Source organism: Sphingomonas sp. 8AM (assembly GCF_902506455.1).
Lineage (GTDB): Bacteria > Pseudomonadota > Alphaproteobacteria > Sphingomonadales > Sphingomonadaceae > Sphingomonas.
Genome location: NZ_LR733844.1, coordinates 1,931,860 through 1,954,538, shown reverse-complemented (window position 1 = coordinate 1,954,538; position 22,679 = coordinate 1,931,860). Strand labels below are relative to the sequence as shown.

At 69.5% G+C, this 22,679-nt stretch carries 19 protein-coding genes; 15 read left to right on the top strand and 4 right to left on the bottom strand.

All coding sequences use genetic code 11. The features are described from left to right. Positions 1 to 5: 5 nt before the first annotated feature. Both BACI71_RS09195 and BACI71_RS09190 read left to right on the top strand, forming a co-directional pair. Complete coding sequence (locus BACI71_RS09195; RefSeq protein WP_159757928.1) at positions 6 to 3,311, top strand: efflux RND transporter permease subunit; 3,306 nt, start codon at positions 6 to 8, stop codon at positions 3,309 to 3,311. Next, complete coding sequence (locus BACI71_RS09190) at positions 3,311 to 4,882, top strand: efflux transporter outer membrane subunit (protein ID WP_159761042.1); 1,572 nt, start codon at positions 3,311 to 3,313, stop codon at positions 4,880 to 4,882. The genes BACI71_RS09195 and BACI71_RS09190 overlap by 1 nt, the downstream gene beginning before the upstream one ends. Before the next feature lie 97 nt (positions 4,883 to 4,979). On the opposite strand, the gene BACI71_RS09185 is transcribed toward BACI71_RS09190, so the two are convergent. Continuing rightward, positions 4,980 to 5,318, bottom strand: coding sequence for a phasin family protein (locus tag BACI71_RS09185; RefSeq protein ID WP_159757925.1), 339 nt, complete (start codon positions 5,316 to 5,318; stop codon positions 4,980 to 4,982). Between the two features lie 145 nt (positions 5,319 to 5,463). Between BACI71_RS09185 and BACI71_RS09180 the strand changes: the two genes are divergently transcribed. From BACI71_RS09180 to BACI71_RS09165, 4 genes are read left to right on the top strand one after another with little or no spacing between them, the layout of a single operon-like run. After that, positions 5,464 to 5,985, top strand: a complete 522-nt coding sequence (locus BACI71_RS09180) for a homogentisate 1,2-dioxygenase (protein ID WP_159757922.1) — start codon at positions 5,464 to 5,466, stop codon at positions 5,983 to 5,985. Then, positions 5,982 to 6,593 carry a peptidylprolyl isomerase gene (locus tag BACI71_RS09175; protein WP_159757919.1) on the top strand — a complete coding sequence of 204 codons (612 nt, stop codon included), beginning with the start codon at positions 5,982 to 5,984 and terminating at the stop codon, positions 6,591 to 6,593. Before BACI71_RS09180 ends, BACI71_RS09175 begins: the two co-directional genes overlap by 4 nt. A 52-nt stretch (positions 6,594 to 6,645) precedes the next feature. Continuing rightward, positions 6,646 to 7,878, top strand: coding sequence for a M20 metallopeptidase family protein (locus BACI71_RS09170; RefSeq protein ID WP_159757916.1), 1,233 nt, complete (start codon positions 6,646 to 6,648; stop codon positions 7,876 to 7,878). 5 nt (positions 7,879 to 7,883) lie between these two features. Continuing rightward, positions 7,884 to 8,411: a biliverdin-producing heme oxygenase gene (locus tag BACI71_RS09165; protein ID WP_159757913.1), complete on the top strand. Its 528-nt coding sequence runs from the start codon at positions 7,884 to 7,886 to the stop codon at positions 8,409 to 8,411. Positions 8,412 to 8,532: 121 nt separating this feature from the next. Here BACI71_RS09165 and BACI71_RS09160 read toward each other — a convergent pair whose 3' ends face one another. Next, positions 8,533 to 10,665: a histidine kinase dimerization/phosphoacceptor domain -containing protein gene (locus tag BACI71_RS09160; RefSeq protein WP_159757910.1), complete on the bottom strand. Its 2,133-nt coding sequence runs from the start codon at positions 10,663 to 10,665 to the stop codon at positions 8,533 to 8,535. A gap of 139 nt (positions 10,666 to 10,804) precedes the next feature. On the opposite strand from BACI71_RS09160, the gene BACI71_RS09155 reads away from it, so the two are divergent. Together BACI71_RS09155 and BACI71_RS09150 are read left to right on the top strand one after the other, a co-directional pair. Beyond that, positions 10,805 to 11,161 carry a PilZ domain-containing protein gene (locus tag BACI71_RS09155; protein WP_159757907.1) on the top strand — a complete coding sequence of 119 codons (357 nt, stop codon included), beginning with the start codon at positions 10,805 to 10,807 and terminating at the stop codon, positions 11,159 to 11,161. A 94-nt stretch (positions 11,162 to 11,255) separates the two neighbouring features. Continuing rightward, positions 11,256 to 11,801 carry a (2Fe-2S)-binding protein gene (locus BACI71_RS09150; RefSeq protein ID WP_159757904.1) on the top strand — a complete coding sequence of 182 codons (546 nt, stop codon included), beginning with the start codon at positions 11,256 to 11,258 and terminating at the stop codon, positions 11,799 to 11,801. Between the two features lie 2 nt (positions 11,802 to 11,803). On the opposite strand, the gene BACI71_RS09145 is transcribed toward BACI71_RS09150, so the two are convergent. Next, entirely contained in the window at positions 11,804 to 13,159 is a 1,356-nt protein-coding gene (locus BACI71_RS09145; RefSeq protein WP_236552914.1) for a L,D-transpeptidase family protein, read from the bottom strand. A gap of 56 nt (positions 13,160 to 13,215) precedes the next feature. After that, positions 13,216 to 13,464, bottom strand: a complete 249-nt coding sequence (locus BACI71_RS09140; protein WP_159757901.1) for a hypothetical protein — start codon at positions 13,462 to 13,464, stop codon at positions 13,216 to 13,218. Between the two features lie 212 nt (positions 13,465 to 13,676). On the opposite strand from BACI71_RS09140, the gene BACI71_RS09135 reads away from it, so the two are divergent. From BACI71_RS09135 to nagE, 7 genes are all read left to right on the top strand, one after another. Beyond that, on the top strand, positions 13,677 to 13,949 hold the full coding sequence (locus BACI71_RS09135; protein ID WP_159757898.1) for a DUF1488 family protein: 273 nt from the start codon (positions 13,677 to 13,679) through the stop codon (positions 13,947 to 13,949). 458 nt (positions 13,950 to 14,407) lie between these two features. Beyond that, positions 14,408 to 15,409: a N(4)-(beta-N-acetylglucosaminyl)-L-asparaginase gene (locus tag BACI71_RS09130; protein ID WP_159757894.1), complete on the top strand. Its 1,002-nt coding sequence runs from the start codon at positions 14,408 to 14,410 to the stop codon at positions 15,407 to 15,409. Beyond that, on the top strand, positions 15,406 to 16,158 hold the full coding sequence (locus BACI71_RS09125; protein ID WP_159757891.1) for a copper homeostasis protein CutC: 753 nt from the start codon (positions 15,406 to 15,408) through the stop codon (positions 16,156 to 16,158). The genes BACI71_RS09130 and BACI71_RS09125 overlap by 4 nt, the downstream gene beginning before the upstream one ends. An 84-nt stretch (positions 16,159 to 16,242) precedes the next feature. Beyond that, complete coding sequence (locus BACI71_RS09120) at positions 16,243 to 17,277, top strand: SIS domain-containing protein (protein ID WP_159757888.1); 1,035 nt, start codon at positions 16,243 to 16,245, stop codon at positions 17,275 to 17,277. Then, a complete protein-coding gene (nagA, locus tag BACI71_RS09115; protein WP_159757885.1) occupies positions 17,274 to 18,404 on the top strand; it encodes an N-acetylglucosamine-6-phosphate deacetylase in 1,131 nt (376 codons plus the stop codon). Before BACI71_RS09120 ends, nagA begins: the two co-directional genes overlap by 4 nt. Positions 18,405 to 18,429: 25 nt before the next feature. Further along, positions 18,430 to 20,907 (top strand): phosphoenolpyruvate--protein phosphotransferase, encoded by a 2,478-nt coding sequence (gene ptsP / locus BACI71_RS09110; RefSeq protein ID WP_159757882.1) that lies wholly within the window; start codon positions 18,430 to 18,432, stop codon positions 20,905 to 20,907. Continuing rightward, positions 20,904 to 22,604, top strand: coding sequence for an N-acetylglucosamine-specific PTS transporter subunit IIBC (gene nagE, locus BACI71_RS09105; RefSeq protein ID WP_159757879.1), 1,701 nt, complete (start codon positions 20,904 to 20,906; stop codon positions 22,602 to 22,604). Before ptsP ends, nagE begins: the two co-directional genes overlap by 4 nt. Positions 22,605 to 22,679: the final 75 nt, after the last annotated feature.

Genomic DNA, 22,679 nt, shown 5'->3' with positions numbered 1-22,679 from the left:
CCGGCATGTCCCGCATCTTTATCGACCGCCCCATCTTCGCATGGGTGCTGGCCATCATCGTCATGCTGGCGGGGGTCGGTGCGATCCTGTCGCTGCCGATCGCGCAATATCCCGACGTCGCGCCGCCGCAGGTCTCGATCCGCGCCACCTTCCCCGGCGCGAACGCGCAGACGATCCAGAACAGCGTCACGCAGGTCATCGAGCAACAGCTGACCGGCATCGACGGCCTGCTGTATTTCCAGTCGAGTTCGTCGAGCCGCGGGTCGGTGACGATCACCGCCACCTTCGACAAGGGCACCGATCCCGACATCGCGCAGGTGCAGGTCCAGAATCAGGTCCAGCAATCGCTGAGCCGCCTGCCGCAACAGGTGCAGCAGCAGGGGCTGGTGGTCCGCAAGTCGAACCCCGACTTCCTGTTGATCGTCGGCGTCTATGACACGACCGACAAGCTGACCAATCAGGACGTCTCCGACTTTCTGGTCAGCAACCTGCAGGACCCGCTCGGCCGCACCAAGGGCGTCGGCGACACCAACGTCTTCGGCTCGCAATATGCGATGCGGATCTGGCTCGATCCGGCGAAGCTCAACAGCTACCAGCTGATGCCCGGCGACGTCATCACCGCGATCCAGAACCAGAATACCGAAGTGGCGGCGGGCGAGATCGGCGGTCAGCCGAGCCCGTCGACCCAGATGCTCAACGCGGTCGTCACCGCGCAGTCGCGGCTCCAGTCCCCCGATCAGTTCGCCAAGATCATCCTCAAGACCGAGCAGGACGGCGGCACCGTCCGCCTCGCCGATATCGGGCGGATCGAACTGGGGGCGGAGAGCTACAACGCATTCAGCCGCGTCAACCGCCACCCCGGCGCGGGCATCGCGGTGCTGCTGGCGCCGGGCGCCGACGCGCTCAAGACCGCCGAGCTGGTCAAGGCACAGGTCGAGCAGGCGTCGAAAGCGTTCCCGCCCGGCGTCACCTATGCCTTCGCCAACGACACCACCGACTTCATCAAGCTGTCGATCGAGGAAGTGGTCAAGACGCTGATCGAGGCGATCATCCTCGTCGTCATCGTCATGTTCGTGTTCCTGCAAAGCTGGCGCGCGACGCTGGTGCCGGCGATCGCGGTGCCGGTGGTGCTGCTCGGCACGTTCGCGGTCTTCTATGTCGCGGGCTTCTCGATCAACACGCTGACCTTGTTCGGGCTGGTGCTGGCGATCGGGCTGCTGGTCGACGACGCGATCGTCGTCGTCGAGAATGTCGAGCGCTTGCTGGAGGAAAACCCCGGCATGACCCCGCGCGAGGCGACGATCGAGTCGATGAAGGAGATCACGGTCGCCCTCGTCGCGATCGCGCTGGTGCTGTCGGCGGTGTTCATGCCGATGGCGTTCTTCGGCGGATCGACCGGCGTGATCTATCGGCAATTCTCGCTGACGATCGTCTCGGCGATGATCCTGTCGGTGCTGGTGGCGGTCATCCTGTCGCCTGCGCTGACCGCGACGTTGCTCAAGCAGACGCACGACCAGCATGGCGATCCGATCGAGGAAAGCTGGATCGGCCGCAAATACCCGCGCGTCGCGCACGGGCTGGAGCGCGCGCGCGACGGGTTCAACAATACGTTCGATCGCGGCGTGGCGCGCTATGTCGCGGGCGTGCGGCGCGTGATCGATCGCAAGGCGCTGTTCCTGCTGATCTATCTGCTGACGGTCGCGCTACTGGCGGTGCTGTTCCTGCGGATGCCGACCGGCTTCCTGCCGACCGAGGATCAGGGATCGGCGCTGGTGCAATTTCAGCTTCCCGCCGGTGCCACCCGTTCGCGCACCGAAGAGGTGCAGCACAAGGTCGAGGATTATCTGGCGACCAGCGAGGGCAAGAACGTCGTTACGATGTTCACGGTCAGCGGCGGCGGCGGTGGTGGCGCGAGCGGACAGAACACCGGTCAGGGCTTCGTCAACCTCGCGCCGTGGGACAAGCGCGAGGGCAAGGAGAACACCGCGGATTCGATCGTGGCGCGTGCCTCGGCGGCGTTCCGCGGCTTGCGCGACGCACGCGTCTTCGCGCTGGTGCCGCCGGCGGTGCGCGGGCTGGGCCAGTCGAACGGCTTCACGATGGAATTGCAGAACTCCGGCGGGCTAACGCAGGAGGAATTCGGCGCCGCAAAGGACAAATTGCTCGCGGCGGCCAACGCCGATCCCGCGCTCGCCTCGGTGCGGCTGACCGAATTGCCGGATACGCCGACGCTGAAGATCGACATCGACCAGCAGAAGCTCGCGGCGCTGGGGCTGACGCAGGCCGACGTCAACACGACGCTGTCGACCGCCTGGGGTGGCCGCTACGTCAACGACTTCGTCGACCGCGGGCGCGTCAAGCGCGTGTTCGTGCAGGGCGACGCGCCGTATCGCGCCGCGCCGACCGATCTGAACCAGTGGTTCGTGCGCGGATCGAACGGGCAGATGGTACCGTTCGCGGCGTTCTCGCAGATCGGGTGGAGCCAGGCCCCGGTGACGCTGTCGCGCTTCAACGGCATCCCGTCCTATGAATTCCAGGGTGCCGCCGCCGCGGGCAAAAGCTCGGGTGACGCGATGACGCGGATCGAGGAACTGGCCGGACAGGTGCCGGGCACCAGCGTGTCATGGGCGGGGCTGTCGTTTCAGGAGCGGCTGTCGTCGGGTCAGGCGCCGTTGCTGTACGGACTGTCGATCCTCGTCGTCTTCCTGTGCCTTGCGGCGCTATACGAAAGCTGGTCGATCCCGTTCGCGGTGTTGCTGGTGATCCCGCTCGGGCTGATCGGCGCGATCCTGTTCACGACGCTGCGCGGGCTGGTCAACGACGTCTATCTCCAGATCGGGCTGCTGACGACGATGGGGCTGGCGGCGAAGAACGCGATCCTGATGATCGAATTCGCCGAGCAGGAGGAGAAGAAGGGCAAGCGCGTCATCGACGCCGCGCTGTCGGCGGCGCGCATCCGGCTGCGGCCGATCCTGATGACCAGCCTCGCCTTCATCTTCGGCGTGCTGCCGCTGGCGATCTCGACCGGCGCGGGTGCGAACAGCCGCATCGCGATCGGCACGTCGGTGATCGGCGGGATGATCACCGCCACGGTGCTGGCGATCTTCTACATCCCGTTGTTCTTCGTGCTGGTGCGCCGCGGCTTCCGTGACGGCTGGAAGGGACTGCGCCGCGGTGCCGATCCCAGTTCAGAGCCGGGCCCCGACGACGACGGCCCGCACGACCACAGCGGCCACGCGGCACCCGACGCGCCGAAGCAATTGCCGCGTCCGATCGACAGGCCGGCGCTCCCCGCGCCGGGGGGGGCATGATGTTTCGCCGATTCGCTACCCTGACCGCGACAGTCGCGCTGGCGGGCTGTTCGCTTGCGCCCAGCTATGTCCGCCCTGCCCCGCCGGTGCCGACCTCCTGGCCGATCGGCGACGCCTATCTGCGGCAGAGCGAGGCTGCGCTCCCAAGCGTCACCTATCGCGACATTTTCCGCGACACACGGTTGCAGGCGCTGATCGAGCAGGCGCTGGTCAACAATCGCGATCTGCGGATCGCGGTCGCCAACATCGAGGCGACGCGCGCGCAATATCGCGTCCAGCGCGCCGACCTGTTCCCGCAGCTCAATGCCACCGGCGCCTATAGCTATCGCCAGAGCAGCCGCTCGGGCGTGAACACCGGGGTCAACGCCGGCGGGACCGGCACCGGCAGCGGCGGCAGCGGCGGCACCGGCGGCACCGGGACGGGTGGGACCGGCACCGGTGGCACCGGAACGGGAACGGGCGGAACGGGCACCGGCGCCGGCGGAACGACGATCGTGTCCGGATCGAACAGCACCTTCCAGGCGCAGCTCGGCGTTACCGCGTTCGAGATCGACCTGTTCGGGCGGGTCCGCTCGCTGACCGGTGCGGCGCTGTCGCGCTATTTCGCGCAGGAGGCGGCGGCACGCGCGACGCGGCTGACGCTGATCGGCGACATCGCCAGCGCGTGGCTCAACTATGCTGCCGACAAGAGCCTGCTGACCGTCGCCGAACAGACCGCGGTCGCGGCACGCGCCAGCGTGCGGCTGACCGATGCGCGCCGTCAGGGCGGCGTCTCGCCGCGCACCGACGTGCGGCAGGCCGAACAGATCCTCGCCACTGCCGAGGCCGACCTCGCCGAACAGCGCACCGCGCTGGCGCAGGACGTCAATGCGCTGCAACTGCTGGTTGGCGCGCCGATCGACGCCGCGCAGCTGCCGGCCGGGATCGAGCAGGCCGCGCAAACGATCGGCGAGCTGCCCGCCGGGATCGACTCGGGCGTGCTGCTGCGCCGCCCCGACGTCGTGCAGGCCGAATATTCGCTGCGCGCCTACAATGCCGAGATCGGCGCGGCGCGCGCGGCGCTGTTCCCGCGCATCTCGCTGACCGGGCTGGTCGGGTTCGCGAGCACTGCGCTGCGCACCCTGTTCTCGGGCGATGCGTTCAACTGGTCGGTAGCGCCCAACGCCAGCTACCCGATCTTCCGCGCCGGCGCGGGACGCGCGAACGTCGACTATAGCGTAGCGCAGCGCGACGCCGCGCTTGCCAATTACGAGCTGACGATCCAGAGCGCGTTCCGCGAAGTGTCCGACGCGCTCGCGCGGCGCGGGACGATCACCGAACAGCTCGCCGCCAACCAGCGTTTCTATACCGCGGCGGTCGACACGCTGAACCTGACCAACGCGCGCTATCGCGGCGGGATCGACACCTATCTGACGTCGCTCGACGCGCAGCGGCAGCTGTATTCAGCGCAACGTACGCTGGTGGCGACGCAACTGGTGCGCGCGACCAATCTGGTGACGCTGTACCGCACGCTGGGCGGGGACTCGCTGCTCGACGTGACCGATCAGGGCCCGCGGCCGGTGGGTGGCTGACCCTTGTTCGTCGTCCCGGACTTGATCCGGGACCCCGCTCCTCCCTTTTCCGTCGCGAAAAGCGGGATCCCGGATCTTGTCCGGGATGACGAAAATGTCAGGCGTTGGAGTCATTCCCGCTGCCGGGCGCCACCGCCGCACGGCCGAACTGCATGATGAGCTGGCCGATCTCGCGCGCCTGCTCCATCGAGCGCTGGCTCTGCGTGCGCAGGAAATCGCTCTGGATCTGCATCACCTGCGACAGGTCCTTGGCCTGCGCGGCGGCGCGCATCGCGGAAAAAGCCTCCTGCGTATTGGCTTCGACCTGATCGAGGATCTTGGTGCTGATCGTCTGGCCGCTTTCCATCATGTGCTGTCCCGAAGCGCGCAGGCGGTCGGTCGCCTGCTGCGCCGCATCGGCGGCTGCGCGGCCCATGTCGTTGTGTTGATCGGTCATCGTTGCTCTCCCTTTGAAGCGGGTCAGGCTGCACCTTCGGCCTGAACACGGCAAGCCGGTGGTTGGTTGCCGCCGTCGGTCGATCACCGGGCTGGTGGCGACGGTCCGGGGCGGGTATGGAGCACGGGTACCCTGGAGCCCGTAAATGTCGTTCGCCTTGTCCCTGCTGCTCGCGTCAGCACCCTTCTCCGCGCAGGACCTGCCCGCGCCCGAGCCGTCGTGCAACGCGCTGCGCCCCGCTTTGCCGGTCGGCTTTGAAGGCTGGAGCACGCGGGTCGCGCTGGAGGCCGGGGCAGCCACGCGCCATGCGCCGGTGCTCGCAGTCGGGCGCGCCGCCGAGCTGCGGCTGGTGCCGCTCGACCGGCTCGCCCCGGCCGCGCCGCCGACGCGTGATCTCGGCACCGGGACCAATGCCGGCGTCGCATTGTTCCAGGTAACCCGTCCCGGCACCTACCGGATCGCGTTGGGCGGACCGGCGTGGATCGAGGTGGTGCGTGGCGGACGTCCCTTGCCCGCCACGGCGCAGGGCCACGGTCCGGCATGCAGCGGCATCCGCAAGATCGTCGATTACCGCCTCGCCCCCGGACGCTACGTCCTGCAACTGACCGGCGCGGCGACGAACACGCTGCCGGTGCTGATCGCGCCCGCACCGGAGGGTGCGGCATGATCGCGGCACTCGTCGCGCTCGCACTCGCTGCACCGCAAGAGGCCCCCGCCGCCCCGGTCGCACCGTCGGCAGCGGCGACCGCGCCTGTCGCAACGATGCTCAGCCGCGTCGTGCTGACCACCGACGCCGGGCCGATCGTGATCGGAGTCGACAGCAAGGCTGCGCCGATCACCGCCGCCAACTTCCTGAAATATGTCGACGGCAAGAAGCTGGACGGCGTGTCCTTCTATCGCGCGGTGAAGGTCGCGGACGGCTACGGGATCGTCCAGTTCGGGACGCGCAACGACGCCAAACGTACCCTGCCACCGATCAAGTTCGAGCCGACCACGCAGACCGGCCTCAGCCACACCGACGGCACGATCTCGATGGCGATGGCAGCGCCCAACACCGCGACCGGCGACTTCTTCGTGGTGGTCGGCGACCTGACCTCGATGGACGCCAGGGACGGCCAGCCCGGCTTTGCCGCGTTCGGGCGCGTGCTGGAGGGGATGGACGTGATCCGCAGGATCCTGCTCGCCCCCACCTCACCGACGCTGGGTGAAGGCGCGATGAAGGGGCAGATGCTCGCGCCCGCGATCCGCGTCACCAGCGCGCGCCGCGCGCCCTGACGCTTCCGCCGGCATGACGGATCGGTTACAGCGCTGACCGAAGGAGTCCGTCATGACCAGCACGCTCGCCACCCGAACCGACTGGACCGCGATCGGCGCCGCCGAACTGGCGGACGTGATCGCGCTGCGCCGGGCGATCCATGCCGAGCCGGAGGTCGGGCTGCATTGCCCGCTGACCACCGCCAAGGCGAAGGCGGCGCTCGCCGGTCTGCCGCTCAAGATCCACGACAGCACCAGCACGACCGGCTTCGTCGCGATTCTGCGCGGCGCGCGGACCGGTGGCGCGGCGTCGAACGGGCGCACGGTGTTGCTGCGCGGCGATATGGACGCTCTGCCAATGAGCGAGGAGACCGGGCTGCCGTTCGCCTCCACCATCCCCGGCAAGATGCACGCCTGCGGGCATGACGCGCATACCGCGATGCTGGTCGGCGCAGCGAAGGCGCTGAGCGCCCGGCGCGACGATCTGTCGGGGACGATCGTCTTCATGTTCCAGCCCGGCGAGGAAGGCCACCACGGCGCGCGACACATGATCGCCGACGGGCTGCTCGACGTCGCGCGGCCGGAAGCGGCATTCGCGCTGCATATCCTCCCCAACGCGCCGGCGGGCGTGTTCGTGGGCCGCGAGGGCGCGATGCTCGCCTCGACCGACACAGTGCTGGCGACGATCCGCGGCAAGGGCGGCCATGCCGCGATGCCGCACGACGCGATCGATCCGATCCCGGTCGCCTGCGCGATCGTCACCGCGCTGCAACAGCATGTCGCGCGTCGGGTGCCGGTCGCCGATCCGGCGGTGCTGACGATGACGCAGATCCACGCCGGATCGTCGCACAACATCATCCCCGAAGAGGTCAAGCTGATGGGGACGCTGCGCACGCTGTCGGAGGCGACGCGCACCGCGATGCGCGAGGCGTTCCACCAGATCGCGCAGGGGATCGCCGCCGCGCATGGCTGCGTCGCCGAAACCACGATCGACGAAGGCTATCCGGTGACGGTCAACGACGCACGCGCGACGCGGCTGCTGCGCGAGCTGTCGTCGAAGGTGCCGGGTGGTGCCGGCTGGACCGCGATGCCCGCGCCGATGATGGGCGGTGAGGACTTCAGCTATGTGCTGCGCGAGGTGCCGGGCGCGATGGCATTCGTCGGGGTCGCCGCACCGGGCAGCGACTGGCGCACGAACCCGCCGCTCCACAACACGCGGATGACGATCGAGGAGAATGTGCTCGCCACCGGGGTCGCGATGCACTGCGCGGTGGCGGAACGCTTTCTGGAGCGTGGGCTGGACTGACGCCGATGTCCGCGATGACGATGCTGCGCAACGCCACCGGCGCGGCGCATGAGGCGGTCGACGCCGCGTTCGGCGCGCACGATCTGGCGACCCCCGCGGCGTACCGGCGCTTCCTGCTCGCGCATGGTCGCGCGCTGCCGGCGGCGGAGCGGGTGATGGCGGCGCTGCCGTTCGCGCGGACGCTGCCGACGCGCGCGGGGTTGCTGGCCGCGGACCTTGAGGAGTTGGGTGTCGCGGTGCCCGATTGCCTGCCCTTCGCGCCGGGTGACGACGCGGCGACGCTGTGGGGCGTGCTCTATGTCGTCGAAGGCTCTCGGCTGGGGGGCGCGATGCTCGCGCGACAGGTGCCGGCCGAGCTGCCGGGGCGGTATCTCGGCGCGGTCCATGCGTCCGGCCAGTGGCGCGCGATCCGGATCGCGCTGGACGAAGCGGCCGCTGGCAAGGACGGCGACTGGTCGGCACGGATGATCGCGGGCGCGCTCGCCACCTTCGCGCTTTATGCCGAGGCGGCGGCGGTGGACTCGCCAGCCTGACGTAATCCGTCATTGCGAGCGCAGCGAAGCAATCCAGAGCCGGATCAGGACGCCCTGAATCGCTTCGCTACGCTCGCAATGACGACTGCTCTGGCCACATCTGTTTTGATCAACACTTGAATTAAGCCGCCTCGATCGGCGCGGTCAGCACGGCGCGCAGGCCGGGTTCGTTGTCGAGATAATCCATTTCCCCGTCGATGCGCTGGATCACCGCGCGCATCATCCGGCTGCCAAATCCCTCGCCGACGCCGCGCTTGCCGACACCCTGATCCGCGACGATCAGGCGCAGGCGGTTGCGATATTGTTCGAGCGTGATCTCGATCGGGCCGCCCGGCCGCCCGGGATAGGCATATTTGGTGGCGTTGATGACCAGCTCGGCGGCGATCAGTCCGATGTTGACCGCACGATCGGTCGGGATCAGCACCGGTGCGATCGACAGCAACATGTGCCGCGACCATTCCTCGCCGAGGGATTGCTTCAGATCGTCGAGCAACTCGCCCAGATAACGGCTAAGATCGATCGTCTCGATCTGGTCGTCGCGATACAGCCGCCGGTGGACCAGCGCGACGGCCGACAGCCGGGAGCGCGCCTCGCGCAATTGATCGGCAACCACGCCCGGCCCGGCGTCGCGCGCCTGGATCCCGAGGAACGACGAGACGAGCTGCAGGCTATTCTGCACGCGATGGTCGACCTCACGCATCAGCAGGTCCTTCTGCGCCAGCAACGCGTCCTTCTCGGCGCCGGTTCGCTCAAGTTCCTGATTCAGCCGGCGCAGTTCGTTCGAGACGCGCGCCTCGCGCAGCAGGCGGCGGAGGCGGTTGGCGCCCTCGACCTGCTCCAGCGTCCACCGCCGTGAGCGCCCGCGCACGGTTTCATGCCAGGATTCAAACGACGCACGTGGATGAAGCGTCGCTTCGGGATCGTGCGGGACGGCCTTGTGCGGGTTGCCGGCCCATTCGATCTCCTCGATCTGCTCGACGCGCAGCCACAGCAAGGTGTGGCGATCGTCGATGCGCAGCGCCAGCACGCCCGCGATCGGTCCGAACGCGCCTGCCGCCGGCCAGTCGATCGCCAGTTCGCGGGTGGCGAAGACCGGGCCATCCTCGCGCAGCGCGGCCCAGCGCAGCAGATCGAGCACCTCGAGATCGGCCGGCGCCACCCCCGTGGCGGTGACCGTCCGGTCGCGGACCAGCACCAGCCCGTCGGCGTCGAACATCCGTCGCAGTTCGTCGCCGCGTTCCGCCAGCACCCGGAACGGATCGCTCTGTTGCAGCAGCGGGCGCAGCGCATCCTCCTCGCTGCGCAGCGCGAGCCGGACGCGATACGCCTCCGCCTCTTCCTTGGCGAGGATCTGCCGCGCGAGCGCGCTCGCCATCGCCGACGCCGCCGCCCGCACGCTGCGCGGCATCAGCCGCGGCGTCATGTTGTGGCAGGCGACCAAGCCCCACAGCAGCCCGTCCTTGACGATCGAGATCGACGCCGATGCCTGTACGCCCATGTTGCGCAGATATTCGACATGCACCGGCGAGACGCTGCGGATTGCGACATCGCTGAGGTCGACCTGCTCGAACCCGGCCGGACGGAGCGGTGCGGGGACATAGCCGACGTCGGGAATGACGCGCGTGCGATTACGAACATACAGCGCGCGCGCCTGCCGCGGGATGTCGCTGGCAGGAAAATGATGGTGGAGGAACGAGCCCAGGGCGGGATCGCGATCCTCGGCCACCACGCATCCGGCCTCGTCATCGAGGAAGCGGTAGATCATGACGCGGTCGAACCCGGTCAGCGCGCGGAACGCGGTTACGGCACGATCGGTCAGCATCCGCAGCGTGCCCGCGCGCTCGAACCCCAGCGCGATCGTATCGAGCCAGCCGAGCGTCGCGGCGACGGTGCCCGGCTGCGCCTCGCTCGGCTCGAGTTCGGCGATCAGCCACGGGCCCGCCAGGTGCAATGCCACGTCATGCCCGACCACCGGCGCGCCCAGCACGGTGCCGCCCGGCCCCGGGGTCGTGTCGGTCAGCGCCGTGACGTCCTGCCCCAGCAAGGTCGACAGATCCGCGTCGAGCCAGTCTGCCCCGAGCACCGTCTCGATCGCGCCGGCGCCCGCGACGACGCGCAGCGTGCGCGGATCGGCGACGAGCATCATGCCGTGCGGCTGCACCGCGCCTGCCAGATGAATGGGCTCGCGATCGCAAGGCGTAAGGGCACTGACCGCCGAAGGAAGCGCGTCACCCGACGCCAATTGCGGATCCATCCGACGGCAGTATGGCAACGGTGCAGCGGCTGGCAACCATTCTTACGCAGATTAAGGGATTAAACCAGGTTGCTCGTGTGCGGGACAGCGAATGGTTTTAACGGCCTGTTTGCCATGACCATGCTAAGGGGATCGTCCGATGTCTGATTCTCCGCCCCGCGAACCGCGCAGCAGCGTCATCCTTTATGCGCGTATCGACCAACGCGACCGGTCGGTGGAGGCGCGCGTCCGCAACCTTTCGGTCACCGGCGCCTGCATCGACAATCCGGGCGAGCTTACCAAAGGCGATCTTCTGGAGGTCACGATGGGATCGCTGACCGGCTTGCCTGCCGAGGTGATGTGGACATCGGCCACCCTCGCGGGGCTGCACTTCACCAAGGGTGCGATCGACCTGGCCGAGGCGCGCAGGCCGCGCGATCGCGGCGCCGCCGGAGCGAAGGTGAGCGCAGGCTGGTTCAACAACATCCACCACGCCTATCGTCGTCGCGACGGTTAGACCAGCGTTCCGCCTGACCCGGGCGGCGTGCGTTTGAACACCGGCGGTGCGCTGGCCGCTTGTTGCGGGCTGCGCGCGGCGATAACGCAACGCGATGACCCGCCTGACCGTCAACAACGAGGCCGTCGAATACCGGCTGGCGCCGGACACGCCGTTGCTGTGGGCGTTGCGCGACGCCTCCAACCTGACCGGAACCAAATATGGCTGCGGCACCGGCAGCTGCGGTGCCTGCACCGTCGATGTCGACGGCAAGGCGGTGCGTTCGTGTCAGGTGGCGTTACGGCAGGTCGAGGGAACGTTCGTCACGACGATCGAGGGGCTGTCGCGTGAGCGGTCGCATCCGGTCCAGCTCGCGCTGATCGCCGCGAACGTGCCGCAATGCGGCTATTGCATCCCCGGCATCACCATGGCCGCCGCCGCGCTGCTGAAGCGAGACCCGATGCCGTCCGACGAGGCGATCAGCGCCGCGATCACCAACATCTGTCGCTGCGGGATTTATCCGCGGCTGGTGGAGGCGATTCAGCGCGCCGGGCGCGCGATCCGCGGCGACGAGCGCCTTCCGGCGGCCCCGCGGCCCGGGATCGATCCGGCGGAGGCCGCCCGGCACGTGCCGGCACTCGACCCGCCGTCAGGCCGCTGACGTCACCTGTCGCGGCCGTAGACATCGTCACGGAAGCCGAGGGTGCGCCCCGCCCCGCCGGTGGCGGTCAGGTAGGTAAGATAGACCGGGGTCGGCGCCGTCAGCGCCACCGCCTGCTCGGGCTTCTTCCCCGGATTGAGTGGCCTGCCCATCAGCCAGCGTCCGAGCCGCGCTGCATCCTCCAGCCGGATACAGCCGTTGCTGAAATGCCGGTCGTCCTTCTGCAGCAGCGGGCGGTTCGGGGTGTCGTGAAGGTAGATGCCCTCGTCGTTGGGGAACAGGAACTTGACCTTGCCCATCGAATTGGCCGGCCCCGGCAGCTCACGCAGCCGCAGCTCGCGCCTGCCCGCCGCCACCGCCGGCCAGTCGATCGCGCTGGCCGGGATCGGGCGCGCGGCGGCGGTCCAGTCGCTCAGCGCCTCCATGTGCAGCGATGCCAGTGTGCGCCCGGCAAGTACCTTGGTGGCGATGTTCTTGCGGACCAGATAGTCAGGGACGTTCCAGTAGGGATTGAGGATCGCCCATTGCAGCGTGCCGGCAAGCATCGGCGTCTGCGTCTCGCGCGTCCCGACCACGACGCGCATCGTGCCCCTGGTCGCGCCGGCCTCATAATACCACAGCCGCCCCGAAGAGGCATCGACCTCGACATGCCGCGTCCACGGACCGGGCAACAGGCGGGCGCGATCGAGGTTCAGCCGCAGTCGCCCCAAAGCGGCGGTCGCGATGCCGCCGGTGCGTGCCTGCGCGGAAAGCTGACGCAGCTCCACGTAGCGCGGGCTCATCCAGCCCATGTCCTCGACGTAAGCGGTGAACGACTTGGGGAAGGTTGCGGCACGCAGCACCGCCTCGGGCCGGGGACGCTTCGGCTTGAGCGCCGCGTCGGCCCATTTCATCCCGACATCGCGCGGTTTGCGCTGATCGCGCACATAGAGGACGAACGCATCGGACAGCGCCAGCTCGGCCGCTGCCACGCGCGCCGGATCGCCGCCGCGCGCCGCATCGAGCCGCGCTCGCAGCTTTTCGATGCCGTAGGAGGACGGCTTGAGATTATCGAGATCGGCATCGCCGAGATAATGGATCAGCCTGTCCGCGGCCGGGCCGATCCGCCCGCCGCTCACCCATAACGGCGCATAGCTGCGCTGCGCATAGACGCGCGCCATCCAGCCATCCGCTGACGCGTGGATCGCGCCGGCCACGGCGCGGTCGCGCGCGATCTCGGCGGCGGACCGCGCGGCTTTGGCCGGGGCGGTCTTCCTGACGCTGGTGCCGGCCTTCTTCGGCTTTGCCGCCTTGCCGGCAACGGCTTTGGCTTTGGTCGCCCCCGTCGCTGACGTCGCGGGGGCGGTCACCGCCAGCACGATCCCAATCGCGGCAAGGGGAGAGCGGCACCGCCGCCCTCCCGTCGCCCGCAGGGTCAGCCCCGTTCGCCGCGGCGCGTCGGCGCGGGCGGCGGCGGCGGTGTCGGCGCCGCATAGGGGTGGTAAATACCGTCGGACGTGTAATAGCCGTCGACGATCCCGTCGCCGTCGCGATCCGCCGCATGGCTGCCGGCAACCGCGCCCGGCGGGGGTGGCGGCGGCGGCGGGGCCGGCGGCGCCTTCTTGGCGCAGGCCCCCAGCATCAACATGCCGCAGGCCGCGAGCATGATCGAACGATGACGCATGAAATCTTTCTCCCTCTGACATCAGCGATCTAGGATCGCTGCGCCGTCTCCCTGGCCGGTCATCGCTGATCCATCGCCGCCCCGCCGACCATCCACGCTGCGACCGGACGTGCGCGGCATGCGCCAGTGTGGTTACGGCGAACCCCATCAAAGCTTGGAACATCGACGCGACTGCGGTTTTTGGCTGCTGACCACAAGGAAAGGACGGATGAATGGCGATCGACCGGCTCGAGATCGATATGGCCACGCTGCTCGACAACATCGACGAGCGTCAGGTGGAGTTCAGCGGCGAAGCCGATGGCGACGAATATGAGTTTGCCGTCCAATATGATGTGCTGGAAGCGTTGAGCGGCGACGCGCCCGATGGCGACGCCATCGACATGTTCAACCGCTTCTCCGACACGATCGTCGACGCTGCCCTTTCGGCACTGGCCCGCAACGCCGACGCGCAGCCGGTAATCGTCAGCGAAAGCGACCTCGAATAGCGGCGCGGCGCTGTAATGAGATCAGGCTGAGTTAATTGTTGCGGAGGCGCCGGCTTGCGTTCACTCTCCCGTCTACAAGACAAAAGTCGCCTCGATGCGACAGGGAGAGGATGATGGACGTACCAAGCATGATGGTGGTCGGTGTCGGCGCGATCGGTGCCCTGGGCACGCTGGCGATGGTCGTGGTTCTCGCCCGTCGCGCGCCCCAGCGATAGAGCTGCCGTCGCCGGTCATCGCGGGCGCTGCCCGATGACGCCGCGAACGTAAGCAGGAGGCCGCGGGTTCGCCCGCGGCCTTTTTGTTGTCCAGCCGGCACCGGCCGCGTTCGCCACTTGCCGGCGTCCTGTTCCCGCAGCCATACCGCGACAGGACCAGGTACAGGACCAATGACGGTTGCTGTTGCGACGAACACGCGGACGTGCATGGTAGGCGATGATACTAAGCGAAGGGCGGGTCGGATGACGGACAGGCGGACGGTGATGACCGGACTGGCGGCGCTGGGCGCCGCAGTGCCGGCAGCGGCAGCGCGTGCGGCCCCGGCGCTGATCGTCTCGACATGGGATTTTGGCGCGGCGGCGAACGAGGCGGCATTCGCCGCAATGAAAGCGGGCGGCTCGCTGCTCGACGCGGTCGAAGCCGGCGCGAAGGTGCCGGAGGCCGACCCCAGCAACCATTCGGTCGGCTATAGCGGTTATCCCGATCGCGACGGGCACGTGACGCTGGACGCGGTCATCATGGACGATGCCGGAGCAGTCGGCGCGGTCGCCGCGCTGGAGAATACCACGCACGCGATCTCGGTCGCGCGCCGCGTCATGGAGAAGACGCCGCACACCTTGCTGGTCGGCGAAGGCGCGACACGCTTCGCCCGGGATCAGGGCTTTCCGCAGGAGAAGCTGCTGACCCCTGAGGCCGAGCAGGCGTGGCGCGACTGGCTGAAGACCGCGAAGTATCAGCCGGTCGCGAACAGCGAAACCGGCACCTACGGCACGTCGCGGCATGTGACACCGGGTGGCGCGCTCGATCATGATACGATCGGGCTGCTGGCACGCGACGCGGGCGGGCGGATGGCCGGGGCGTGCACCACCTCGGGCATGGCGTTCAAGATGCGCGGCCGCGTCGGCGACTCACCACAGGTCGGCGCGGGGCTGTACGTCGAGCGCGGCGTTGGCGGAGCGACCTCGACGGGTGTCGGGGAGGAAGTGACGCGCGTATCGGGCAGTGCGCGCGTCGTCGCGTCACTGCGGGCGGGGCTGTCGCCGCAGCGCGCGTGCGAGGAGGTGGTGCGCCACATCGCCAGCTTGCGCGGAGACGCGATCAAGGGCGTGCAGGTCGGCTTCCTGGCGCTCGACCCGCGCGGCAATGTCGGGGCGTTCTGCCTGCTGCCCGGCTTCACCTATGCCGTCACCGACGCCGCCGGGCGCACCGTCGTCCACAAGGCACCGTCGCTGTTCGCCGCATGACCCGCCGGTTGCTCGAGGTCTGCGTCGAGGATGCGCGCGGCATCGCCGCGGCGGTCGCCGGGGGCGCGGATCGCATCGAGCTGTGCGCGGCGCTCGATATCGGCGGGCTGACCCCGCCCGCCTCGCTGGTGCGCGCCGCTGCGCAGGCGCCCCTACCCGTCCACCTGCTCGCCCGTCCGCGCGCCGGCGGCTTCGTGCACGACACCGCCGAACGCGCGCTGGTCGCCGACGACATCCGTACCGCCGCCGAGGCGGGGCTGGCCGGCGTGGTGATCGGCGCGAGCCTGTCCGACCATCGCCTCGATGCCGAGACGCTGTCGGCGTGGATTGCGCTCGCACGCGATCTTGGCGCGGCGCGTGGGCAACCGTTGTCGCTGACGCTGCACCGCGTGTTCGATCTCGCGCCCGATCTTGCCGCGGCGCTGGAAACCGCCGTCGCGCTCGGCTTCGATCGCATCCTCACGTCGGGCGGACAGCCGAAGGCCGTCGATGCGATACCGACCCTGACCACGCTGGTGGACCGTGCCGCCGGGCGGATCGGCATTCTTGCGGGCAGCGGCGTTTCCGCCGCGACCTTGCCCGCCATTCTGGCCTCCGGGATTTCGGAAGCCCATGCCTCATGCCGCAGCGCAGTGCCGGAGCAGGATCCCGCGCTGACCCGCTTCGGGTTCAATCCGCCAGTCGCCCGGCAGACCGATATCGCCGCCGTCGCGACGTTGGCGACGATGCTTCGCACGACAGAGACTTGAACAATACCAATGTATGACTTAACCGGTTCGCGACAGAAGCGCGGCATACCGGAGCAGCGCCGATCGCCAGGGAATAGCAGCCACATGCCCGACGCCGACCAGACGTTGATGTTCGCCGAGGCGGGCGAGTCCGCTGCCGCGGTCGCGCGGACGCTCGCCACCAACCGCGACACGCTGCGCGATCTGGCGCGCGATCTGCGCGCGACGCCGCCGGCGGTGGTCGTCACCTGCGCGCGCGGCTCGTCGGATCATGCCGCGACCTATGGCAAATACTTGATCGAGACGTTCGTCGGCGTACCGGTTGCCTCCGCTGCGCCCTCGGTGGCGTCGGTCTACGAATCGGCGGTGAAGACCCCGGCAGCGCCCTTGTGCATTGCGATCTCGCAGAGCGGGCGCAGCCCCGACCTGCTCGCCACCGTCGCCGCGCAGAAGGCGGCGGGCGCGCGGGTCGTCGCCTTGGTCAACGACGCCACCTCGCCGCTCGCCGAGGCCGCCGATACGGTCGTGCCGCTGATGGCCGGGCCGGAGAAGTCGGTGGCGGCGACCAAATCCTATATCACTGCGCTCGCCGCGCTGGCGCTGCTGGTCGCCGAATGGTCGGACGACGCGGGTTTGCGCAATGCAGTCGATGCGCTGCCCGATCGGCTCGCCACCGCCTGGGCGCTCGACTGGAGCGAGGTGGTCGATCTGCTGGTGGACGCCAACAACCTGTTCGTGATCGGCCGCGGGCTCGGCTTCGGCGTCGCGCAGGAGGCGGCGCTCAAGCTCAAGGAAACCTGCTCGCTCCATGCCGAGGCGTTCAGCGCCGCCGAGGTGCGCCATGGCCCGATGGCGATCGTCAACGAAGGCTTCCCGCTGCTCGCCTTCGCCACTTCCGACGTCGCCGGCGACGGCGTGCGCGAGGCGGCGGCGGAGTTCGCGGCGCGCGGCGCGCGCGTTGCGCTTGCCGACGCGCGTGCCGATGGCGCCAGCCACCCGCCCGCGCTCGCCGATCACCCCGCGATCGAGCCGATCCTGACGATCCAGAGCTTCTATCGCATGGCCAACGACCTGTCGGTCGCGCGCGGGCTCGACCCGGACGCGCCCCGCCATCTGAGCAAGGTCACCCGCACGCTATGACGCGGCACAGCTTCACCAACGGCCATATCGTCACGCCTGGCGGCACGCTGTCGGCCGCGACGATCACGGTCGAGAACCAGATCATCACCGCGATCGACGCTGAAGCCGATACCGGTGCGGCCGATCTCGCTGGCGGCTGGGTGATGCCCGGCTTCATCGACACGCAGGTCAATGGCGGCGGCGGGGTGCTGTTCAACGACACGCCGACCATCGAGGGTTTGGCCGCGATCGCGATGGCGCACGCGCGCTACGGCACCACCGCGACGATGCCGACGCTGATCAGCGACACGCCCGATGCGATCGCGCGCGGGCTCGACGCGGTCGATGCCGCGATCGAGGCGGGCGTGCCCGGCGTGATCGGCATCCATGTCGAGGGTCCGGTCATCAATGTCGCGCGCAAGGGCATCCACGACCCGGCGCGCTTCCGCGCGCTGGACGACGACATGCTCGCGCTGCTCACCGCGCCGCGTCGCGGGCGGGTGATGGTGACGCTCGCGCCCGAGCGCGTGTCGACCGAACAGATCGCGGCGCTGGTCGCGGCCGGCGTGCGCGTGTGCCTTGGCCATACCGACGCCGATTACGCCACCGCCACCGCTGCCTTCGCGGCGGGCGCGAGCGGAGTGACGCATCTCTACAACGCCATGTCGCCGCTGAACCACCGCGCGCCCGGCGTGGTCGGCGCGGCACTCGACAACGACAGCGCATGGTGCGGGATCATCGTCGACGGCTTCCACGTCGACGATGCCGCGCTGCGGATCGCGTTGCGCGCACGCCCGGCCGACCGGTTCATGCTGGTGACCGATGCGATGCCGTGCGTCGGCGCCGAGACCAAGGACTTCGTGCTGCAGGGCAAGCCGATCCACGTCGAGGGCGGCCGCTGCGTCGGCGCGGACGGGACGCTCGCCGGATCGGACCTCGACATGGCCGGCGCGGTGCGCGGTGCGGTGACGCGGCTCGGGCTATCGCCGGAAACAGCGGCGGGGCTGGCGGCGACCAGCCCGGCGGCATTCCTCGGCCTGTCCGAAGAGCGCGGGACGCTGGCGGTCGGGCAGCGCGCCGACTGGGCGATCCTGACCCGCGACCTGTACCCCGCCAGCACCTGGATCGGCGCGCAGCCGGTCGCCTGACCCCCCGATCAATACCGGAGACGCCATGGCTTCCCTCTCGCTCTACGCACCGCTCGAAGGCTGGGCCTGCTCGCTCGACGAGGTGCCCGACGCGGTGTTCGCGGAGCGGATGCTGGGCGACGGCGTCGCGATCGACCCGACCGGCGACACGCTGATCGCGCCTTGCGATGCACGCATCGTGACGGTGCAGCCGACCGGCCATGCGATCACGCTACGCACCGCCGAGGGCGCGGAGCTGCTGATCCACATCGGGCTCGATACCGTCGCGCTGAAGGGCGAAGGGTTCGAGACGCTGGTCGTGGCCGGTGACACAGTAACCCGCGGCCAGCCGCTGATCCGCTTCGACCTCGACCGGATCGTCCGCGAGGCGCGCGCGGCAGTGACTCCGATCGTCGTCACGAACGGCGACCGCTTCACGATCGCGCACCGCGCGACCGGCGCGATCGTCGCGTCGGGCGATCCCGTGATGACGCTGACCGCGCGCGAGGCGCACGCGCAGCCGGTGGCGGGTGGCTGCCCCGCGGCGACGCGCACGATCGTCGTGCCGCTGCCGCACGGTATCCATGCCCGCCCCGCGGCGCGCATCGCCGAGGTCGCGCGCGGCTTCGACGCGGTTGTCACGCTGGCGAAGGACGGCGCGCCGGTCGCCGCGACCAGCCCGGTCGGTTTGCTGTCGCTGATCGTCGCGCATAACGACCGCGTGACGATCGCCGCAACCGGCGCACAGGCGGAAGCGGCCGTCGAGGCCGTCGCCGAGCTGATCCTCCACGGCATCAAGGAAGACGCCGCTCCCACGCCGCCCCGCCCGACGCCGCCCGCGCCTCGCGACGTGCCAGCGGGCGCGATCGCAGGCGTCACCGCCGCACCGGGGCTCGCGATCGGCACGGTCGCACGCTGGGACGTTCACGACCTCGACGTGCCGCCCGAAGGCTGCGGGATCGCCGCCGAGGAGGCCGCCTTCACGCAGGCGTGCGCCGCGCTGTCGGCCGAACTTACCGGCAAGGCCGCGGCAGCGAGCGGGCCGATGCGCGCGATCCTCGACGCACACGCCGCGATGCTGTCCGACGATGCGCTGCTCAACACCGCGCGGGCAGCGATCGCCGACGGGCACAGCGCAGCCTATGCGTGGCGCGCCGCGATCCGTCCGCAGGCCGATGCGCTCCGCGCCGGCGGCGATCCGCGCCTCGCCGAGCGCGCCGACGACATGCGCGACCTCGAACGCCAGCTGATCGCGCGGCTGATGGGCATCGAGGACGCGGGCTTGACGCTGCCCGAAGGCGCGATCCTCCTCGCCGAGGACCTGTTGCCGTCGCAGTTCATGGCGCTCGACCTCGACCGGCTGGCCGGGCTCGCGATCATGCGCGGCGGGCCGACCTCGCACGTCTCGATCCTCGCCGCCGCGCGCGGCGTGCCGACGCTGGTCGCGCTCGGCGACGCGCTGCGCGCGGTGGCCATCGGCTCCCGCGTGATCCTCGACGCCGGGGCCGGCTGGCTCCATCCCGTCCCCTCGCCCGAGACGCTCGCCGATGCCGAAGCACGCGTCTCCGCCGCCGCGACGCGCCGTGCCGAGGCGTTCGCCCGCGCCGGCGAGGAATGCCGCACCGCCGACGGTGCGCGGATCGAGCTGTTCGCGAATTGCGGCTCCGCCGCCGACGCCGACTATGCGGTGCGCAACGGCGCCGAGGGCTGCGGGCTCCTGCGCACCGAATTGCTATTCCTCGACCGCGATACCGCGCCCGACGTGGCAGAACAGACCGCCGATTATCAGGCGGTGGTCGATGCGCTCGACGGGCGGCCGCTCATCATTCGGCTGCTCGACATCGGCGGCGACAAACCCGCTCCCTATCTGCCGATCGAGGGCGAGGAAAATCCCGCGCTCGGTCTGCGCGGCGTCCGCGTCGTGCTCGCGCATCCGCACATCCTTGAGGACCAGCTCAAGGCGATCCTCGCGGTTCGCCCGCTCGGGCGTTGCCGGATCATGGTCCCGATGATCGCGGGCGTCGACGAATTGCTCAAGGTCCGCGCGGTGCTCGACCGGCTGACCGGCGGCGCGCGTGACGTCGAACTGGGCGTGATGGTCGAGACGCCCGCCGCCGCGATCGGCGCCGATTTGCTTGCAGCAGAGGCCGACTTCCTGTCGATCGGCACCAACGACCTGACGCAATACACGCTGGCGATGGACCGCGGGAATGCGGCGGTTGCCGGCGCGCTCGACGGGCTGCATCCGGCGGTGCTGCGTCTGATCGGCGAGACGGTGCGCGGCGGGGCGCTGCGCCACCGCTGGACCGGCGTGTGCGGCAGCCTTGCCTCCGATCCGCTCGCGGTGCCGATCCTGCTCGGGCTCGGTGTCACCGAATTGTCGGTCGCCCCCGCCGCGGTGCCGGAGATCAAGGCGCTGGTGCGCGACCTCGATCTGTCGGCGGCGCGCGATCACGCGCGTGCGGCGCTCGCCTGCCCGGACGCCGCCGCCGTCCGCCGCCTTGCACGGGAGTTTGCGCGATGAAGTCGATCCTCGGCACCCTCCAGCCGCTCGGCCGTGCGTTGATGCTGCCAATCGCGGTACTGCCGATCGCCGGGCTGCTGCTGCGGCTTGGTCAGCCCGACCTGCTGAACATCGCGTTCGTCAGCGCGGCGGGCGATGCGATCTTCTCGCACCTCGGGTTGTTGTTCGCGATCGGCGTGGCGACCGGGTTCGCACGCGACGGCAATGGCGCGGCATGTCTGGCGGGCGTGGTCTGCTTCCTCGTCGCGACCGAGGCGGCCAAGGTGCTGCTGGTCGTACCGCCCGACACCACCGCCGGTCTGGCCGGCCCGTCGGCGGATCTGGCCATTGCGGCGTGGAAGGCAAAGGCGATCGCGCGGCTCGACGTGCCCGCGGGGATCATCTCGGGGCTGGTCGGGGGATTGTTCTACAATCGCTTCTCGACGATCAAGCTGCCCGAATATCTCGCCTTTTTCGGCGGGCGGCGGTTCGTGCCGATCGTCAGCGGGCTGGCCGGGCTGGCGCTCGCGGTCATCATCGGCGCCGGTTTCGCGGCGATCGCCAGCGGGATCGATCACCTCAGCTACGGCATCGCGGCGTCCGGTGGCGCGGGGCTGTTCCTGTTCGGGTTGCTCAACCGGCTGCTGCTCGTCACCGGGCTGCACCATCTGCTCAACAATATCGTGTGGTTCGTGATGGGCGACTATCACGGCAGCACCGGCGACCTGCGGCGCTTCTTCGCTGGGGACCCTAGCGCTGGCGCGTTCATGGCCGGCTTCTTCCCGGTCATGATGTTCGGCCTGCCCGCCGCCTGCCTCGCGATGTACCATGCCGCGCTGCCCGAGCGGCGCAAGGCGATCGGCGGGATGCTGTTCAGCCTCGCGCTCACCTCGATGCTGACCGGCGTGACCGAGCCGATCGAGTTCAGCTTCATGTTCCTCGCGCCGCTCCTCTATGTCGTCCATGCGGTGCTGACCGGCATATCGATGGCGCTGATGGACGCGCTGGGCGTCAAGCTCGGCTTCGGCTTTTCGGCGGGGCTGCTCGACTATGTGCTGAACTTCCGGCTCGCGACGCGACCGTTGCTGCTGCTCCCGGTCGGTGCGGTGTATTTCGCGCTCTATTACGGGCTGTTCCGCTTCTTCATCGCGCGCTTCGACCTCAAGACGCCGGGTCGCGAGCCGGGCGAGGGTGAGGCGGCGGTGACGGTCGCCGTTGGCGAACGTGGCGCAGCGTTCGCGCGCGCGCTGGGCGGCGCGGCGAACCTCACCGAGGTCGGAGCTTGCACCACCCGGCTGCGACTCAACGTCCGCGACCAGCAGGCGGTCGACGATGCCGCGCTCAAGGCGCTCGGCGCGCGCGGGCTGATCCGCCCCTCGCCCACCGCGTTGCAGGTCGTGCTCGGTCCGATCGCCGATGTCGTCGCGGTCGAGATCCGCGATGCGCTCGCGGCGGGCGGGGTGACGGTCGCGGCGGTGAATGTCGTCGATGACGCCGCCGACGCGCCGGTCGTGTTGTCGCGGTCGACGCTGGCTGCGCTGGGCGGTGCGGCGAATGTGCGGGCGTCGAGCGTCCATCCCGGTCGGGTGCGGGTGACGCTGGCCGCGGCACCGGTCGACGAGGCGGCGTTGCGCGCGCTGGGCGTCCGCGCCGTAGCACGGCCGGCGGATGGCACGCTGCACCTGCTCGTGGCCGATGCGGCGGCACTGACCGAGTGAAGGTCATCCCGGACTCGATCCGGGGTCCCGCTCCCGTCGCGCCTGTCGAGAAGAAGCGGGGTCCCGGATCAGGTC

Excerpts from the sequence above, each read along its gene's own strand:
- BACI71_RS09195 (WP_159757928.1), top strand. The coding sequence starts at position 6 with ATGTCCCGCATCTTTATCGACCGCCCCATCTTCGCATGGGTGCTGGCC.
- nagA (WP_159757885.1), top strand. The coding sequence starts at position 17,274 with ATGACGCGGCACAGCTTCACCAACGGCCATATCGTCACGCCTGGCGGC.
- BACI71_RS09135 (WP_159757898.1), top strand. The coding sequence starts at position 13,677 with ATGGCGATCGACCGGCTCGAGATCGATATGGCCACGCTGCTCGACAAC.
- BACI71_RS09140 (WP_159757901.1), bottom strand. The coding sequence starts at position 13,464 with ATGCGTCATCGTTCGATCATGCTCGCGGCCTGCGGCATGTTGATGCTG.
- BACI71_RS09180 (WP_159757922.1), top strand. The coding sequence starts at position 5,464 with ATGTCGTTCGCCTTGTCCCTGCTGCTCGCGTCAGCACCCTTCTCCGCG.
- BACI71_RS09120 (WP_159757888.1), top strand. The coding sequence starts at position 16,243 with ATGCCCGACGCCGACCAGACGTTGATGTTCGCCGAGGCGGGCGAGTCC.
- BACI71_RS09130 (WP_159757894.1), top strand. The coding sequence starts at position 14,408 with ATGACGGACAGGCGGACGGTGATGACCGGACTGGCGGCGCTGGGCGCC.
- BACI71_RS09155 (WP_159757907.1), top strand. The coding sequence starts at position 10,805 with ATGTCTGATTCTCCGCCCCGCGAACCGCGCAGCAGCGTCATCCTTTAT.
- BACI71_RS09175 (WP_159757919.1), top strand. The coding sequence starts at position 5,982 with ATGATCGCGGCACTCGTCGCGCTCGCACTCGCTGCACCGCAAGAGGCC.
- BACI71_RS09150 (WP_159757904.1), top strand. The coding sequence starts at position 11,256 with ATGACCCGCCTGACCGTCAACAACGAGGCCGTCGAATACCGGCTGGCG.
- BACI71_RS09170 (WP_159757916.1), top strand. The coding sequence starts at position 6,646 with ATGACCAGCACGCTCGCCACCCGAACCGACTGGACCGCGATCGGCGCC.
- BACI71_RS09165 (WP_159757913.1), top strand. The coding sequence starts at position 7,884 with ATGTCCGCGATGACGATGCTGCGCAACGCCACCGGCGCGGCGCATGAG.
- BACI71_RS09185 (WP_159757925.1), bottom strand. The coding sequence starts at position 5,318 with ATGACCGATCAACACAACGACATGGGCCGCGCAGCCGCCGATGCGGCG.
- nagE (WP_159757879.1), top strand. The coding sequence starts at position 20,904 with ATGAAGTCGATCCTCGGCACCCTCCAGCCGCTCGGCCGTGCGTTGATG.
- BACI71_RS09160 (WP_159757910.1), bottom strand. The coding sequence starts at position 10,665 with ATGGATCCGCAATTGGCGTCGGGTGACGCGCTTCCTTCGGCGGTCAGT.
- ptsP (WP_159757882.1), top strand. The coding sequence starts at position 18,430 with ATGGCTTCCCTCTCGCTCTACGCACCGCTCGAAGGCTGGGCCTGCTCG.
- BACI71_RS09190 (WP_159761042.1), top strand. The coding sequence starts at position 3,311 with ATGTTTCGCCGATTCGCTACCCTGACCGCGACAGTCGCGCTGGCGGGC.
- BACI71_RS09125 (WP_159757891.1), top strand. The coding sequence starts at position 15,406 with ATGACCCGCCGGTTGCTCGAGGTCTGCGTCGAGGATGCGCGCGGCATC.